The 15,889-nt window shown below is 63.7% G+C and carries 17 protein-coding genes; 7 read left to right on the forward strand and 10 right to left on the reverse strand.

Annotation, left to right across the window (positions count from 1 at the left end):
• Nucleotides 1-180 precede the first annotated feature (180 nt).
• Complete coding sequence (locus tag ACFJI2_RS22670; protein ID WP_056392937.1) at nt 181-561, forward strand: SWIB/MDM2 domain-containing protein; 381 nt, start codon at nt 181-183, stop codon at nt 559-561.
• 72 nt (nt 562-633) lie between these two features.
• On the opposite strand, the gene ACFJI2_RS22675 is transcribed toward ACFJI2_RS22670, so the two are convergent.
• Genes ACFJI2_RS22675 through ACFJI2_RS22690 form a run of 4 tightly spaced genes read right to left on the reverse strand, consistent with a single transcriptional unit; the run spans nt 634 to nt 5,968 of the window.
• Nucleotides 634-2,019, reverse strand: coding sequence for an alkaline phosphatase (locus ACFJI2_RS22675; protein ID WP_377702012.1), 1,386 nt, complete (start codon nt 2,017-2,019; stop codon nt 634-636).
• Between the two features lie 14 nt (nt 2,020-2,033).
• A complete protein-coding gene (locus tag ACFJI2_RS22680; protein WP_377702013.1) occupies nt 2,034-3,521 on the reverse strand; it encodes an alkaline phosphatase in 1,488 nt (495 codons plus the stop codon).
• Nucleotides 3,522-3,578: 57 nt separating this feature from the next.
• Nucleotides 3,579-4,238 (reverse strand): lytic transglycosylase domain-containing protein, encoded by a 660-nt coding sequence (locus ACFJI2_RS22685; RefSeq protein WP_377702014.1) that lies wholly within the window; start codon nt 4,236-4,238, stop codon nt 3,579-3,581.
• Nucleotides 4,239-4,243: 5 nt separating this feature from the next.
• Nucleotides 4,244-5,968 (reverse strand): proline--tRNA ligase, encoded by a 1,725-nt coding sequence (locus ACFJI2_RS22690; RefSeq protein WP_377702015.1) that lies wholly within the window; start codon nt 5,966-5,968, stop codon nt 4,244-4,246.
• 204 nt (nt 5,969-6,172) lie between these two features.
• On the opposite strand from ACFJI2_RS22690, the gene ACFJI2_RS22695 reads away from it, so the two are divergent.
• Nucleotides 6,173-6,916, forward strand: coding sequence for an RNA pyrophosphohydrolase (locus tag ACFJI2_RS22695; RefSeq protein ID WP_377702016.1), 744 nt, complete (start codon nt 6,173-6,175; stop codon nt 6,914-6,916).
• 56 nt (nt 6,917-6,972) lie between these two features.
• Entirely contained in the window at nt 6,973-7,404 is a 432-nt protein-coding gene (locus ACFJI2_RS22700; protein WP_107980350.1) for a DUF1841 family protein, read from the forward strand.
• A 24-nt stretch (nt 7,405-7,428) separates the two neighbouring features.
• On the opposite strand, the gene ACFJI2_RS22705 is transcribed toward ACFJI2_RS22700, so the two are convergent.
• A complete protein-coding gene (locus ACFJI2_RS22705) occupies nt 7,429-9,540 on the reverse strand; it encodes a pre-peptidase C-terminal domain-containing protein (RefSeq protein WP_377702017.1) in 2,112 nt (703 codons plus the stop codon).
• Between the two features lie 177 nt (nt 9,541-9,717).
• Between ACFJI2_RS22705 and ACFJI2_RS22710 the strand changes: the two genes are divergently transcribed.
• Nucleotides 9,718-10,107: a hypothetical protein gene (locus ACFJI2_RS22710; protein ID WP_377702018.1), complete on the forward strand. Its 390-nt coding sequence runs from the start codon at nt 9,718-9,720 to the stop codon at nt 10,105-10,107.
• A 135-nt stretch (nt 10,108-10,242) separates the two neighbouring features.
• Here the strand turns inward: ACFJI2_RS22710 and ACFJI2_RS22715 are convergent, their stop codons facing one another.
• Both ACFJI2_RS22715 and ACFJI2_RS22720 read right to left on the reverse strand, forming a co-directional pair.
• Entirely contained in the window at nt 10,243-10,584 is a 342-nt protein-coding gene (locus tag ACFJI2_RS22715) for a cytochrome c (protein ID WP_107874336.1), read from the reverse strand.
• Between the two features lie 11 nt (nt 10,585-10,595).
• Entirely contained in the window at nt 10,596-10,934 is a 339-nt protein-coding gene (locus ACFJI2_RS22720; RefSeq protein ID WP_107874333.1) for a cytochrome c, read from the reverse strand.
• Between the two features lie 197 nt (nt 10,935-11,131).
• Here ACFJI2_RS22720 and ACFJI2_RS22725 point away from each other — a divergent pair, with 197 nt between their 5' ends.
• From ACFJI2_RS22725 to ACFJI2_RS22735, 3 genes are read left to right on the forward strand one after another with little or no spacing between them, the layout of a single operon-like run.
• Nucleotides 11,132-11,995 (forward strand): AAA family ATPase, encoded by an 864-nt coding sequence (locus tag ACFJI2_RS22725; RefSeq protein ID WP_377702019.1) that lies wholly within the window; start codon nt 11,132-11,134, stop codon nt 11,993-11,995.
• Nucleotides 11,995-12,591 carry a GNAT family N-acetyltransferase gene (locus ACFJI2_RS22730; RefSeq protein WP_377702020.1) on the forward strand — a complete coding sequence of 199 codons (597 nt, stop codon included), beginning with the start codon at nt 11,995-11,997 and terminating at the stop codon, nt 12,589-12,591. Before ACFJI2_RS22725 ends, ACFJI2_RS22730 begins: the two co-directional genes overlap by 1 nt.
• A 1-nt stretch (nt 12,592) precedes the next feature.
• Nucleotides 12,593-13,762: a VWA domain-containing protein gene (locus ACFJI2_RS22735; protein ID WP_377702021.1), complete on the forward strand. Its 1,170-nt coding sequence runs from the start codon at nt 12,593-12,595 to the stop codon at nt 13,760-13,762.
• Nucleotides 13,763-13,823: 61 nt separating this feature from the next.
• On the opposite strand, the gene ACFJI2_RS22740 is transcribed toward ACFJI2_RS22735, so the two are convergent.
• From ACFJI2_RS22740 to ACFJI2_RS22750, 3 genes are all read right to left on the reverse strand, one after another.
• Nucleotides 13,824-14,504 (reverse strand): DUF4214 domain-containing protein, encoded by a 681-nt coding sequence (locus ACFJI2_RS22740; RefSeq protein ID WP_107874321.1) that lies wholly within the window; start codon nt 14,502-14,504, stop codon nt 13,824-13,826.
• A 75-nt stretch (nt 14,505-14,579) separates the two neighbouring features.
• A complete protein-coding gene (locus ACFJI2_RS22745; protein WP_377702022.1) occupies nt 14,580-14,858 on the reverse strand; it encodes a PAAR domain-containing protein in 279 nt (92 codons plus the stop codon).
• Nucleotides 14,859-14,869: 11 nt separating this feature from the next.
• Nucleotides 14,870-15,889 (reverse strand): DUF6396 domain-containing protein, encoded by a 1,020-nt coding sequence (locus ACFJI2_RS22750; protein WP_377702023.1) that lies wholly within the window; start codon nt 15,887-15,889, stop codon nt 14,870-14,872.

Here is a 15,889-nt window from a genome sequence, read left to right on the forward strand (position 1 = left end):
ACGGGGTCAGGGTTAATTTTGAAATTAACCCTGACCCCTTTTTTTCACTCTGGCGGGCTTTGCGTGGCGTTTCCGAGAAAAAACTCGAAAAACACTTGCATAGTCAGCAAATCCCCACCAATATTAGCCGTGCGATTGAATTGCGCAACTTTTCCCTGTGTTCGTTAAGGAGGCTCGAATATGGCAACAGCCAAGAAAACCCCAGCAGCACCAGCAAAGAAAGCAGCAGCAAAGCCTGCGGCCAAGAAGGCAGCTCCGGCAAAAACCGCCGCCGCCAAACCAGCCGCCGCCAAGAAAGCAGCAGCACCACGCAAGCCGAACGCCGCCTTCATGAAGGAACTGACCCCATCGGCCTCGCTGGCCGCCGTGGTGGGCGCCTCCCCGCTGCCGCGCACCGAAGTGACCAAGAAAGTGTGGGACTACATCAAGAAGCTGAACCTGCAAGACGCGGCCAACCGCCGCATGATCAATGCAGACGACAAGCTCAAAGCCGTTTTCGGCGGCAAAGCCCAAGTATCCATGTTCGAAATGACCAAGCTGATCTCCGATCACTTGAAATAAGAGCCTGCGCGTGCGCAACGCATACTAAAGCCCCCGTCGCACACGCGGCCGGGGCCTTTTTTTCGCCTGTCATCAGAAGCCGAAAGCGGCCTTCATCAAATCGAACACCCTGGTGTTCTCCATCGTGCCCTTGAAACGCTGCGCGCCCGCGCCGGTGGCGTACAGCTTCACGTCGCCGCCGCCGTGCGTCTCGCCGCGCAGGCGGATGCCGGTCTCCTGGTGGTAGTTGTCGCCCTGCGCCGTTTCGCTGGAGACGTCGGCGCGCTCGTTGGGGCGGTTCGAGCCATTGCCGAAAGCGAGCGCGGTGTAGGTGTGCCCGTCCGCGTCGCGCGCCGGCGTGCCGTCCGCGTTGCGCACGATGTCCAGGATGGGATTGCCGCGCCGCGCGGTGCCGTTGAAGGCCAGCGTGTGGTCGTGGTCCGCCGTGATGACGATGAGCGTGTTGCGCAGGCCCGGGTCGAGCAGCTGCATGCGGTCGATGGCGGTCTGGATGGCGTCGTCGAACGCCACCAGGTCCACCAACGCGTGCTTGGCGTTCGAGTCGTGCAGGCCGTGGTCGATCTTGCCGCCTTCGACCATCAGGAAAAAGCCTTCCGGCCGCTCCGACAGCAGCGTGATGGCCTTGGACGTCATCTCCGACAGCGACGGCTGCGTGGCCGCCTCGCCTTTCGGGTAGCGCGCGCCGCGCTCCAGTTCATAGGCCAGGTGGTCTTCCTTGGCGTACAGGCCGATGAACTTGCGGCCCGGCCGAGCCGCTTCCATCTGCGTGCGGTCGGTGGCCACGGCGTAGCCGCGCGCCGCCAGTTCGGCCAGCAGGTCCCGGCCGTCGGCGCGGCCCTTGGGGTTGTCGGCGCTGTAGGGCGTGAAGTGGTGGCGGCCGCCGCCCATCAGCACGTCCAGGCCGTCGCCCAATGCCGCGTTGTAGCCGGCGCCGCCCGGCACCGCCTGCGCGGCGATGGCGTAGCCGCTGTTGCGGTGGCAGCTGTGCGCGTAGGTCGACGCCGGCGTCGCGTGCGTCGCTTCGGTGGTGGTGACCGCGCCCACGGCCTTGCCGTGCGCCTTGGCCAGTTCCAGTATGGTGGTGGCCGGGCGGCCGTTGGTGGCGGCACAGGTGTCGACGGTGAGGTTGCCGTGCGCGTCCTTCTTCGGCGCGCTGGCCTTGGTGTCGGAGGACATGGAGATCACTTCGTTCTGGATCTTCACGCCCGTCATGTAGGAGCCCATGGACGGTGCGCTGTCGGTGGTTTGTGCGTCCTGCGAATAGGTCTTGATGCGCGCCACGCGGTCCAGGCGCTCGAACTTGAGCAGGCCTTCTTCCTTGTACTGGTAGATGCGCGCGGCGGTGATGGCGGTCGGCCCCATGCCGTCGCCGAGGAAGAAGATGATGTTCTTCGCTTCGCCTGCGTGGACGTTGGCGGCGGCAGCCACCAGCGCCGCCATGATCAGCTTGCGTTTCATATTGTCGTTGTCCTTTACCAGCCGGCTGCGTTCTTGATCAGCGTGTGCACTTGCGTGTTCTCCAGCGTGCCCTTGAAGTCCGCCGCGCGCGCGCCGATGGCGCCCAGGTAGACGTCGGTGCCGCCGTTGGTGGTGCTGCCCGGCGCCATGCGCACCGTGGCTTCCTGGCGGTAGGCCGGCTCGGTGACGATGGCGTCGCTCAGCAGCGAGCCGCCGGCGCGGCTGCCCTTGACGCGGTTCACGCCATTGCCGTAGCCGATGATGGTGTAGGGGACGTCGTCCAGGTCCTTGTAGTACTGGCCGTCCGTGTACTTGCGCACCAGGCCCAGCACGCCCGGTTCGGTGGCGGTGGTCTTGCCGGTGCGGATGGAGTAGCCGTTCAGGATCAGGGTGCTGTCGCTGCTGGCGGTCATGACGATCAGGGTGCGCTTCAGGCCGGGGTCGACGGCCTGCATCTTGTCGATGGCCGTTTTCAGCGCGGCGTCCAGCGCCACGGTTTCATCGAGCGCGCGGCGCGCGGTCGAGGCGCGCTGCGCCTGGCCGATCTGGCCGTTGCCCACCACGAGGAAGAAGCCCTTGCCGCTCCTGGCCAGCACGTCGATGGCGGCTGAAGTCATTGCGGGCAGCGATGGCTGCCTGCCGTTAAAGATACCCGCCACGCGCTGGCCTGCGGCGGCAGCCGGTGCCGGTGCCGGTGCCGGTGCCGCTGCCAGCGCCTGCAGCGCGGCCGGGTCGGCCACTTGCGTGTAGCCCTGGGCGCGCAATTCGGCCAGCAGATCGCGGCCGTCGGCGCGCTTGTGGAAGTATTGCGCGCCGCCGCCCAGCACCACGTCCAGGCCGCCCACCAGCTGCGCGTTGTAGCCGGCGCCGCCCGGCACCAGCGCGGCGGCGATGTCCTCGTTGCGCGCGGCCTGGCAGGCGTGCGCGTAACCGGCCGCCGTCAGCGGATCGGTGACGCTGGCCGCGTTGACGACGCCCGCCGCCCAGCCGCGCTTGCGCGCCAGCTCCAGCAACGTGGCCGGCGCGCGCGGCGCAGCTTCGTTGCCCGCCTGCGCCGAGCCCGCAGCGCTGGGAGCGGGCGCCATGGTGCGCGCCGCGGCTGGCGCGCAGCCTGTGACGGCAAGCTGGCCGTTGTTGGTCTTCACGCCGGTCATGTAGGCCGACATGGCGGCGGCCGTGTCGGTCACCTGCATATCGTTGGAATAGGTTTTGACGTAGGCCGATTCAGGCAGCGTGTCGATGGCCAGATCGCCCGACTCGCCCACTGCATAATTGCGCGCGGCCGTGAGCGTGTTGAAGCCCATGCCGTCGCCGACCAGCAAGATGATGTGCTTGAGTGCCTGGGATTCGGGCGGCATCGCGGGAGGCTGGGGCGCCTGTACCTGCGGGCCTGCCGGCGTGCCGGTGCCTGCGCAGCCGGCCAGGGTCGCTGCAATCGCTGCAATCGCTGCAATGGCGCTCGCGGCAACCGCTGCCGGCGCGCGCTGAATCCGATTTTTCATGGGCTGCCTTCGTATCGCAAAGGCAGCCATCTTATATGAATTTGGTGCTGTAGAGAATCAGATCGGCGGGGTGTATTTCCAGTTGTTCCAGGCTGTCAGCACGGCGTTCGGATAGTCGGGCCGGCCGCGCGAGCCGTTGTAGCGGCCCAGCGCCAGGTACAGGTTGCCGCGCTCCATGTCGATGTACATGCGCAGGATGGCGCAGCCGTAGCGCAGATTGGTCTGCATGTTGAACAGCTTGCGGCGGTCGCTGTCGCCGATCACGTTGGTCCAGAACGGCATCACCTGCATGTAGCCGCGCGCGCCCACCACGGACACCGCGTACTTGCGGTAGGCCGATTCCACCTGGATCAGCCCCAGCACCAGCCCCGGCTCCAGTCCGGCGCGGCGCGCTTCGTACCACGCGGTTTCGAGGAACTCGGTGCGCAGCTGCTCGTCCGGCAGCTTGCGCTTCAGGCGCGTGGACATCTGCGCCAGCCACAGCTCGTAGCGCTGGCGGTCGGCCGCGTTGCTGAAGGTGGGCTTGGGCGGACGGGCGTCCAGGATGGCGTTCGACAGCGCCAGCCGCACCGAGTCGGCCAGCGCTTCTTCCTGCTGGTTGCCGGCAAAGCCGAACGGCGCGCTCAGCACGCCGGTCGAGAATGCCAGCACATGCCACCAGCGCAGCGGACGGGCCCAGAACCGGCGCCGCTCCTTGCCCTTGCGCTGATGGGTCATGGTGCTCACTGCTGCACTTTGCCTTGGATGAAGCTGACGATGTCGGCCAGCGGCACGGCGGTCGCCTCGGTATCGCGGCGGCCCTGGTATTCCAGGTTGCCTTCCTTCAGGCCGCGCTCGCCGATCACCACGCGGTGCGGCACGCCGATCAGTTCCCAGTCGGCGAACATGGCGCCCGGACGCAGGCCGCGGTCGTCCACGATGACGTCGATGCCGGCCGCTTGCGCGGCAGCGTACAGCTTGTCGGTCTCTTCCTTGACCAGCTCGCTGCGGTCATAGCCCATCGGGCACAGCACCAGCTCGAACGGGGCCAGCGAGGTCGGCCAGATGATGCCCTTGTCGTCGAAGTTCTGCTCGATGGCGGCGCCCAGGATGCGGGTCACGCCGATGCCGTAGCAGCCCATCTGCAGCGGCGCGGCCTTGCCGTTCTCGTCCAGGAAAGTGGCCTTCATGGATTCCGAGTAGGCCGTGCCCAGCTGGAACACGTGGCCCACTTCGATGCCGCGCTCGATCGCCAGCACGCCCTTGCCGTCCGGCGAAGGATCGCCTTCGACGACGTTGCGCAGGTCGGCCACCAGGGCCGGCTCGGCCATGTCGCGGCCCCAGTTGGCGCCGGTGTAGTGGAAGTCTTCCTCGTTGGCGCCGGTGATGAAGTCGGCCATGTTGGCCACGGTGCGGTCGGCCACCACGGTGACCGGCGCCTTGGTGCCGATCGGACCCAGGTAGCCCGGCACGCAGCCGTACACTTCCAGGATTTCCGCTTCGGTGGAGAAGCGGTAGTTGCCCAGGCCGGGGACCTTGCCCAGTTTGACTTCGTTGAGCTCATGGTCGCCGCGCAGCAGCACCATGAAGTAGTCCTTCTTGCCGCCTTCCAGTTCCACCGTCAGCGCCAGCGTCTTCAGCGTTTTGCTCAGCTCGGTGCTCAGCAGCTTGGCCACGTCCTCGCACTTGGCCGCTTTCGGCGTGGAGGTCTTCACCAGTGCCGCGCCGGGCGCGGGACGGGTGCCGGTGGCCAGCGCTTCGGCCGCTTCCATATTGGCCGCGTAGTCCGACGTCGGGCAGTACACCAGCGCGTCCTCGCCGGTGGAGGCGATCACGTGGAATTCATGCGAGCCGGTGCCGCCGATGGCGCCGTTGTCGGCCGCCACCGCGCGGAACTTCAGGCCGAAGCGCGTGAAGATGCGGGTGTAGGCGTCGAACATGACCTGGTACGACTTCTGCATGCCTTCCAGGTCGCGGTCGAAGGAGTAGGCATCCTTCATGGTGAACTCGCGGCCGCGCATCAGGCCGAAGCGCGGACGGCGTTCGTCGCGGAACTTGGTCTGGATGTGGTAAAAATTCAACGGAAGCTGCTTGTAGGATTTAATTTCCGAACGAACAACATCGGTGATCACTTCTTCCGAAGTCGGCTGGATGGCGAACTCGCGGCCGTGACGGTCCTTGACGCGCATCAGTTCAGCACCCATCTTGTCCCAGCGGCCGGTCTCCTGCCACAGCTCGGCCGGCTGCACCAGCGGCATCAGCAGCTCAATGGCGGCGGCATTGTTCATCTCTTCGCGCACGATGGCTTCGACCTTGCGGATCACCTTCAGGCCCATCGGCATGTAGGTGTAGATTCCGGAGCCCAGGCGCTTGATCATGCCTGCGCGCATCATCAATTTGTGGCTGACGATCTCGGCGTCGGCAGGCGCTTCTTTGAGAGTTGAAATAAAAAATCGGGAGGCACGCATACGGTGAATTCTTTTTTAAAAAGAGAGAGTTATAATCAACCTAATTTTAAAGGATTAGCTGGCTGATGCGTCCATACTTTATACAAATGCGTTCATTAGATGGCCCGCCGACGGTTTTCGTACCCCGAAAACCGGGCTGGCGTGCAGGTTTGTGGGCAAAAATATAAGAAGGACGGTCTGCGAGCAGAAAGTTTGAGGTGCAACATGCTCGACCGTGAAGGGTTTCGGCCCAACGTCGGCATCATCCTGCTCAACGCCCATAACGAGGTGTGGTGGGGCAAGCGGGTGCGCGAGCACTCTTGGCAGTTCCCGCAGGGCGGGATCAAGTACGGCGAAACGCCTGAACAGGCGATGTACAGGGAGCTTGAGGAAGAAATAGGATTACGGGCGGAACACGTCAAGATCGTCGGCCGCACCCGCGACTGGCTGCGCTATGAGGTGCCGGACCACTTCATCAAGCGCGAGATCCGCGGCCATTACCGTGGCCAGAAGCAGATCTGGTTTCTGCTGCGCATGTGTGCGCGCGACAACGACGTGAACCTGCGCCTGACCGACCACCCCGAGTTCGACGCGTGGCGCTGGCACGAGTACTGGGTGCCGCTGGACGTGGTGATCGAGTTCAAGCGCGACGTCTACCAGCGCGCGCTGCAGGAACTGTCCCGCTTCCTGACGTGGCCGGCGCATGGCAACGGGCAGCGGCACCATACGTCGCGCTACCTGCGCCAGCCGCATGCTCCCAGGAATGGCAGCGGCGGCAGCAATGGCAACAATGGCAGTAACGGCAATGTTGGCAATATCAGCAACAATGCCAGCAAGGCAAGTGCAGCCGTGGCAGCCAACGCCGCCAACGCGGCGGCGGCGGTGGGCGCGCCGGAGCTGGTCGGCGGCGATCCCTGCGGTTGCGCGCCGGACGATGCGCCCCGCATCGTGCTGCCGGGCCAGGAGTAAGCAAGCAAAAACGGACGCCTCGGCGTCCGTTTTCACGTCAGGGTACAATATCGCCCATGTTTAATCCCTCCTCCGACGACGTGCGGCGCTTCTTCTGCGCCGTGTACCAGAAGCAGCGCGCCAACGAAATCCTGACGCCGCTGGAAACCATGGCGGGCGACTGGATACGCCACCATCCCGAATACGAAGACATCCTCAGCGACGTGGACGCGGCCCTGGCGCGCGACTTCTCGGTCGATTCCGGCCAGACCAATCCCTTCCTGCACCTGTCCATGCACCTGTCGATCGACGAGCAGATCTCCATCGACCAGCCGCCCGGCATCCGCGCGGCCGCCACGGCGCTGACCCTGAAGCTGGACTCGGCGCACGAGGCGCAGCACCAGATCATGGAGTGCCTGGGGGAGATGATCTGGAACGCGCAGCGCAGCGGGCAGCCGCTGGACGGGCTGGCGTATATCGAAGCGGTGCAGCGGCGGGTTACGCGCTGACGCGCTAACCCGCCGCACGCGGCCTTACCAGCTGGCCGACAGCGTGTACTTGCCGCTGGTGCCGCCAGTGCCGCCGCTGTAACGAATCACCTTGGCGTACAGCACGCCAGCCGCCGTGCTGGTCACCGTGTCCGCCAGGCCTGTGCCCTTGGTGCTGGAGGTGAGCTTGGTGCCGGCGCTGTTATACAGCTCCAGGTCGTAGTCCGACGTCGCGTTCGGCGTCAGGGTCACGGTCAGCGTCTTGCCGGTCGGCAGCGTCACCTTGTAGTAATCCACATCCGCGTTGGCACTGATGGTGCCGTTCACCGTGGTGCCGGCCGTGCTGATGACTTGCGCGGTGGCCATGGTGTCATTGGCCTCCGTTTCCGCAATGGTCGGGCCGCTAGGCGTGGACGACAGGATGCCCTGCGCCTCGAACTTGGCCTGGAAGGTGTTGGCGTAGGTCAGGTCGGACGGATACAGCGTCTTGGCCGCGTTGACGATGGCGGTGGCCATGGCCGGCATCTTGATGTTGCTGCCCAGGCCGAAGTGCGCTTCCAAAATGATCTGGTCGATATTGCCGCGAGGCTTGCCGGCTGCGCGCAGCGCCACCATGGCCTGGTACAGCGGCGCCGACCACAGTTCGTCGGACTGGAAGGTCACGCCATTCTCCGTCACCGACTGGTGTGCGCCATAGGTCTTGCCGCTGTTGTACTTGGCGTCCGTGCGGTTCAGCATGCGGCCGGCCCAGCAGGCGCCGTGGCCGTCCCAGCTGAAGGCCCATTCCGGATGGAAGGTCTGGCCGTTCGGGGTGCTGTAGGAATACGAAGCAGCCCAGTAGTCGCCGAAACCTTCGCCCATGGCGCCGGTGTCGCCGCCGCTCCAGCCGGAGTTGATGTTGCGGTGGATGCCGTGGCCGTATTCGTGCAGGATCACGTCCGCGTCCTCGCTGTCGTTCACGCAGCCGTGGCCGAAGGCCAGGTAGTCGGTGCTGCCGCTGTAGCTGTAGTGCGAGTTGTCGTCGCCGTTCAGGCCGTCGGTGTCCACGTCCAGCGGACGGTTGATGATGGACTTGGTGCCGGTGAAGCCCAGCGACTGGATGTAGCGCTGGTTCTGGTCCAGGTGGAAGTAGACGTTGGTGTCGTCGAAGGCGTTGCTGCCGCGCTTGGCGGTCCACACGCCGTTGGTGGTGGTCGATGGCGCGGTGTTGGGCGCTTCGATGTTCTTGATGTTCACGTAGGGGCCGGTCAGCGTGTAGTTGCTGCCCACCACGGTCAGATCGCGCAGGGTCTTGTTCGAGTAGGCGGCGTCGAAGGCGGACGCGGCCGACGTGTCGGTCAGCGCCTCGGTGTTCAGCGTGGTGCGCGGGTCCGGATCGAAGGCATAGCCGGAACCGTTGATGCCGGACGCTAGCGTGGCGGTTGGCGCGGCGGCGCGCAGCGAGGTGCGCGACGCCTGCGCGTCCGTGGCGGACTTGGTCGCGCTGCGGCGGTCCAGCACCGGGCCGGCCGCCTTGGCGCGCGCTTCCAGGGAACGCTCGCCCTTGCGCGGGATGGAAGTCGAGTACGAATCGATCAGGCTGCCATCGTGCGCGTTCAGGTATTGCACGAAACCGCCGGTCGGCATCTGCGCTTCAATGCTGACCTTGCGCGCCAGCTGCACGCCGTCCTTGCTGGGCACCCACACCAGCTCGGTGCGCGGCACGTCCACCAGCGGGTGCTGCACCTTCATATTGTTCCATCCCTTGTCCAGCGCCTGCTCTTCCGAAATCTGCGACTGGTTGTACAGCTGGTTCACTGCCTTGGCGTCCACCTCGTCCGAGATGTGACGGGTTTCATTGAAGATCTTTTGCAGCTGGCCACCTTTGCCGATCGACACGATGATGACGGCGCGGTCCACCGGCAGGCCGCGCAGCATCTGCTGGTAGTGGTAGTGCTTGCCGGTCAGCGACTCCTGCACCTTGACCAGCACCAGGTTGTTGAGCGACGCAGGCAGGCCGAAGCGGGCCGCGTTCTGGCGCAGCACGTCCTCGGCCGAACCGGCCTTGGTGTTGGAGAACACGGTCAGGTTGTCCACCGCGCGGCTGTCCGCATGGGCGGCGCCGGCATAGGCGAGAACGATCAGGGAAGCGAGGATGGGACGGGCAAAGTGGCGCATGCGGCAGTGACTCCTATCGGTTCGGTTGGTTGGTGCCGCCGAGTATAGCCACGCGTTTTGCGCCGTTGTAAACGCGGGCCTTTTTAGACAGTTCGGCGCGTTTTGTTCAATTTGAGACAATTTGGAGAAGCCCGAAAGGCGGGCTAAGATGGGCCAACTTTACAAGGAGCGACGCCCATGCGACGACTGTTATCCCTTACCCTGGCCGCCGCGCTGGCCGCCGGCTGCGCCCTGCCGCCGGCGCAGGCGCAGCGCGCCGCGGCACCCGCGGCGGCACCCGCCGCCGCCATCGACGACGTGGAACCGGAAGTGACGAAGGACGTGGCCGCCGCCCTGGCGCGCAAGGGCGCCGAAGCGGGCACGCCGGACGCGGCGCTGCTGCGCGCGTGCCCGGCGCCGCTGCAGCTGGAACTGCTGCGCCGCAGCGTGGACGGCGAAGAGCGCAGCTATCTGTACCGGGTGCGCTGTCCGGCACCGCTGCTGGCCTCCGCCACCTATGGCAAGAACGGCGCCATCAAGCGATTGACGCTGCAGGCGGAGCCGGCGGGTTACGCGCCAGGGCGCTAACCCGCCCTACGCCCTGTGACGGAACACCCCGCTCCGTAGGGCGGCTTAGCGCGCCGCGCGTAAGCCGCCACCACGCGGCGCAAAAAAAGCCACGCAATGCGTGGCTTTTCTCACTGGCGATGCTGCAGCGCAGGATCAGCGATGCACGGCCAGCGTACCCGGCAGGCTGTGCAGGTAGGCCGCCAGGTCCTTGATATCCTGATTGGTCAGCGGCTTCACCTGGCCGGTCATGATGGCGTTGCTGCGGCCGTTGGCGGCGTCGCCGCGCTTGTAGGCGGTCAGCGCGTGCTGCAGGTAATCCTTGTGCTGGCCGGCCAGCTTGGGATACGACGGGTCGATCGGCGAGTTGTAGTCCTTGCCGTGGCAGGCCGCGCAGCTGTACTTCTCGGCCAGCGCCTTGCCGGCGTCGATATTGCCGCCGGCGGTGGCGGCGAAGGAAGCGGAAGCGCAGAACAGGGCGATGATCAGTTTTTTCATGTCGAATGGCCTCATTTCTGCGCGGTTTTCTGGGTCTGCTGCGAGTAGTAGGCAGCGATGTCGGCGATGTCCTGGTCCGACAGGCTGGTGGCGATGCCCTTCATCGAAGGATGCTTGCGCTCACCTTTTTTGTAGCCTTGCAACGCGTTCTCGATGTACTTAGCCGATTGGCCACCAATCATCGGTACTTGAAACACTTCAGGGAAGGTGGCTTTGTAGCCGGGAATACCGTGGCAACCGATACACATTTCGATCTTGGCTGGAGCCGCCTGGGCGTTTCCAACGATGTCCGCCGCTGCGGCAACGTTGGCGATGCCTGCGAGCACGAGAACTGCGTAGATTTTTTTCATGGTGGATGGCTTAGTTAACGTCAGTAATGTCATTGATACTGCGTGATACTTCGAGGTCGCAAAAGTTGACTTTTACACTACCAGCCAACGATTCTAACTCAATAACAAGTTGCGAGTCCACATCATCCGCCCACAGTGTGGTATAGCGTTCTGGCATATACTCGTGACATCTATTTTCATCTAAGAGACCGCTTCCCATGCACGCAACGAATAAAGGCCAACGCTTCCAGGGTTCCGACAACTATGTCGCCACCAATGACCTGAAACTGGCCGTGAACGCGGCGCTCACGCTGCAGCGCCCGCTGCTCATCAAGGGCGAGCCGGGCACCGGCAAGACCATGCTGGCCGAGGAAGTGGCCGCCGCGCTGGACATGCCGCTGATGCAGTGGCACATCAAGTCCACCACCAAGGCCCAGCAAGGCCTGTACGAATACGACGCCGTGTCCCGCCTGCGCGACTCGCAGCTGGGCGACGAGCGCGTGCGCGACATCCACAACTACATCGTCAAGGGCGTGCTGTGGCAAGCCTTCACCGCGCCCGAGCCGGTGGTGCTGCTGATCGACGAGATCGACAAGGCCGACATCGAATTCCCGAACGACCTGCTGCGCGAGCTGGACCGCATGGAATTCTATGTCTACGAGACGCGCGAAATGGTGCAGGCCAAGCACCGCCCGCTGGTCATCATCACGTCCAACAACGAGAAGGAACTGCCGGACGCCTTCCTGCGCCGCTGCTTCTTCCACTACATCAAATTCCCGGACAAGGACACGATGGAGCAAATCGTCAAGGTGCACTACCCCACCCTGAAGCAGGAACTGCTGGCCACCGCGCTGCAGACCTTCTACGAAGTGCGCGACGTGCCGGGCCTGAAGAAAAAGCCGTCCACTTCCGAGTTCCTGGACTGGCTCAAGCTGCTGCTGGCCGAGGACATCCCGCCCGAGGCCCTGCGCAGCAAGGACGCCAAGGCCGCGGTGCCGCCGCTGCACGGCGCGCTGCTGAAGAACGAGCAGGACGTGCACCTGTTCGAGCGCCTGGTGTTCATGAACCGGACCAACCGCTGATGAACGACGCCCTCGCCCACTTCGCGCCGGTGACGCTGGAACTGAACGGCGTGCGCCTGGAGCCGCTCGGCCCGCAGCACGCCGCCGGCCTGCTGGCCGCCGCCAGCGACGGCCAGCTGTGGAAGCTGCGCATCACCTCCGTGCCCGAACCGGACCAGGTGGACGCCTACATCGCCACCGCGCTGGAAATGCGCCCCGGCCGCTACGCCTTCGCCGTGATCGACAGCGTGAGCGAAGAAGTGATCGGCACCACCAGCTACCACGACATCGTGCCCGCGCTGGACCGCGTGGAAATCGGCTACACCTGGTACGCGCGCAGCCGCCAGCGCAGCTACGTCAACACCAGCTGCAAGCTGATGCTGCTCACGCACGCCTTCGAGACGCTGGGCTGCGCCGTGGTGGGCTTCCGCACCGATAACTTCAACCACGCCTCGCAGGCCGCCATCGCGCGCCTGGGCGCGAAAAAGGACGGCGTGCTGCGCCACCATGCGCTGCGGCGCGACGGCACCGTGCGCGACACCGTCGTGTACAGCATCGTGCGCGGCGAATGGCCGGAAATCCAGGCGCACCTGCGCTACAAGTTGAACAGAGACTGACATGCTGATCGATTTTTTCTTCACGCTCAAGGACGCGAAGATCCCCGTCTCCATCAAGGAATTCCTGACCTTGCTGGAAGCGATGCAGAAGAACGTCATCGACGCCTCGATGGACGATTTCTACTATCTGTCGCGCCTGACGCTGGTGAAGGACGAAGCCCACTACGACAAGTTCGACCGCGCCTTCGCCCAATACTTCAAGGGCATCAACGGCGCCTTTGAAACCAACAGCGCCATTCCGCTGGACTGGCTGATCAAGCGCATGGAGCGCGAGCTGAGCGAAGAGCAGAAGGCGGCGCTGGAGAAGTTCGGCTACGACAAGCTGATGGACCGCCTGAACGAGCTGCTGAAAGAGCAGAAGGAACGCCACGAAGGCGGCAGCAAGTGGATAGGCACGGGCGGCACCTCGCCGTTCGGCAACGGCGGCACCAATCCCGAAGGCATCCGCATCGGCGGCAAGGGCGGCAACCGCACGGCGGTGAAAGTGTGGGAAGCGCGCGCCTACAAGGACTACGACTCGGAACGCGAACTGGGCACGCGCAACATCAAGGTGGCGCTGCGGCGGCTGAGGAAATTCGCGCGCGAAGGCCACGAGGACGAGCTGGCGCTGGACCAGACCATCCGCGCCACCGCCAACAACGCCGGCTTCCTCGACATCAAGATGCAGCCCGAGCGCAAGAACAACATCAAGGTGCTGATGCTGCTCGACGTGGGCGGCACCATGGACGACCACATCGAACGCACCGAAGAGCTGTTCTCGGCCGCCAAGACCGAATTCAAGAACATGGAATTCTTCTACTTCCACAACTGCGTGTACGACCACCTGTGGAAGAACAACCGCCGCCGCAACGCCGAACGCTTCCCCACCTGGGACGTGCTGCGCAAGTACACGCCGGACACCAAGGTGATCTTCGTCGGCGACGCCACCATGAGTCCCTACGAGATTTTGCAGCCGGGCGGCTCGGTGGAATACAACAACGAAGAAGCCGGCGCCGAATGGCTGGCGCGCTTCACCAGCACCTTCCCCAAGTTCATCTGGCTCAATCCGGAACCGGAAGGCCTGTGGCAGTACCGGCAATCGATCGCCGTCATCCGCCAGTTGATGAACAACCGCATGTTCCCGCTCACCATCGAAGGCCTGGAGCGCGCCATGCGTATGCTCAGCAAATAAACGGCGCCATCACCGTAGGGCGGGTTGGCCAAAGGCGTAACCCGCCAACCGCCGCGCCGCCTCAGCCCCAAGGCTGATAATCCACCCCATCCTGCATCTTGCCGATCAGCTGCGCGTAGTTTTCCGCGCTTTCGCTAAAGCCGACCAGCACGCCGGCCACGCTATCTTTTCCTGTAGTGAGGATATTAACCCAGTGCTCCAGCCCCGCCTGCTCCGGCGCCCGGTGCAGCACGTTGGCGTACAGCCGCACGACGATCTCCGTGGCCGTGGGGTTGGTGCCGTAAGTGGCACGGAACTCGTCCGAGTTGACGAAGCCCTGCGCCACGGCACGCAGGCTGTCGCCATGGTCCAGGTGCGAAATCCAGAAGCCCAGTCCCACCTCGTCGGGTTCGCGGTTGAAAGCCGCCTGGTAGAGCCGGTAGGCTTCACCGCCGTTGCCGTCGATATCCAGCGCCACCGCCCCGTCCTTGAAGTTCAGGCGCTCGACGTTCATCAGCAAATCCAGCCCATCCGCGCCGACGTAATCCTTGACCCAGAACTGGCCGCCGTCGGCCAGCACCGAGTACTCGTTGCGGTAGCCGTTGTAGAAGGCCTCGTCGATGCCGGAGCCGCCGTTCAGGTAATCGTCGCCGCGGCCGCCGAACAGCGAGTCGTAGCCTGCGTAGCCGTAGATGTCATCGTCGCCGGCGGTGCCGTCGATGTTATCGTCCCAGTCCGTGCCGTGCAATATGTAGCCCATCATGCTCTCCTCGCGCAATCGATGGCTAATCTTAGGCCGCGCGTTTTGAGAGGATGAGAAGAATTACAATTTGTTTCGCTATCCCACGGTGGCGTTGACACGGCCGATCAGCGTGCAGCCGCACTCCGTTTTGCAGCCGTGGACCGCCACCGATTTCCCGCCCGCAGTCAGCGTCTCATGGGCCGTCACGATCCGGTTAACGCCGTGCGGCTTGCCGCCCGGGTAAACCTGGGGGCAGCTAACCTGGTCCCCCAACCGCGCGATAGCCTTGCCGCCTATGTCATGCGTCGGCGACCCACTGATCACTTTGCCGCCGTGGCTGGTGCTGTCCCCGACGACGATGATTTTCAAAGGCATCTGGGCCTCCTTCAGTAACTGGGTGGCCCGGCAGGTTCGGGATCCATCGCATCCTGGATTCCTCGCCACTCCGGCAGTTCAGCAGGCGGCAGGGGCAAGACCGAATCCAGCCTGCCGAATCTAAGATCGGGATTGACGTTCAGCGCATCACTTATTTCCTTGTATCGCCGATACCGCTCAGGGTCTGCCCCAAAGCCAAGTGGAACGAGAATCTCGTTTCGAAACATTGTTCCTTCATCGCCGCCGAAAATCAGGAAGAGGTAAGTCGCGCTCTCCTTACTGCCGAATCTGAGGCCATCTTGCTCGAGTCGCAGCGATTCCAGATACTTTCTATCTAGTCGAGCGATTCTCGCAAGCTGAGATGCCGCAGGGCCGTGACCTTGCTGGTATGCACATTGAAGCATCTGTGCTTCAGCGTCCATGCGCCCAGCATGCAGATATGCTTCGGCCAGTGCCATTTGCGCATAAGGGCTGCCCAGTTCGGCGGCTTTAAGGTAATACGCCCAAGCGATATCCAGGTCGTAGTATGCACCTCCATAGCCATATTGGTGGGCAACCCCCACGTCGTAATATCCCCATGCTTGCCCGGCCTCCACCGCCATGCGCGCGATAGCGACAGACTTGAACTCATCTTGGTCCAGAACCTTGTTCTTTGGCAGAGGGCCGAGCCCGTGCAGGTAAAAATACGACAGCAATGCCCGCGCACCCCAGTCGCCCATATCGGCCGCAGTCCTTACGTCAGCAAGAATTTGGGTCAGCTCATCCTTGGTGAACTGCCACGCAATCTTGCTGCGCCACCGATTACGGGCATCAATATATATCCGGTACGGTTTAGGATCCCGCACCGTGGGCATATGTGCTTTCCAACTGTCACAAGAAGGGACAGGTCCTGTTACGTCGAAACGGGAAAGACCGGGAGGAATAGCATGCATGGCTTTGTACCTTACATAGTCAATATAATAATAGATCGCTATGGCGGTTAGAAGAACAACAGCCACCATCAAGCCTAGACGTTTTGAGTTCGAATTCAT

Origin of the sequence: Pseudoduganella sp. UC29_71 (genome assembly GCF_042693265.1) — a bacterium.
Classification (GTDB): domain Bacteria; phylum Pseudomonadota; class Gammaproteobacteria; order Burkholderiales; family Burkholderiaceae_D; genus Rugamonas.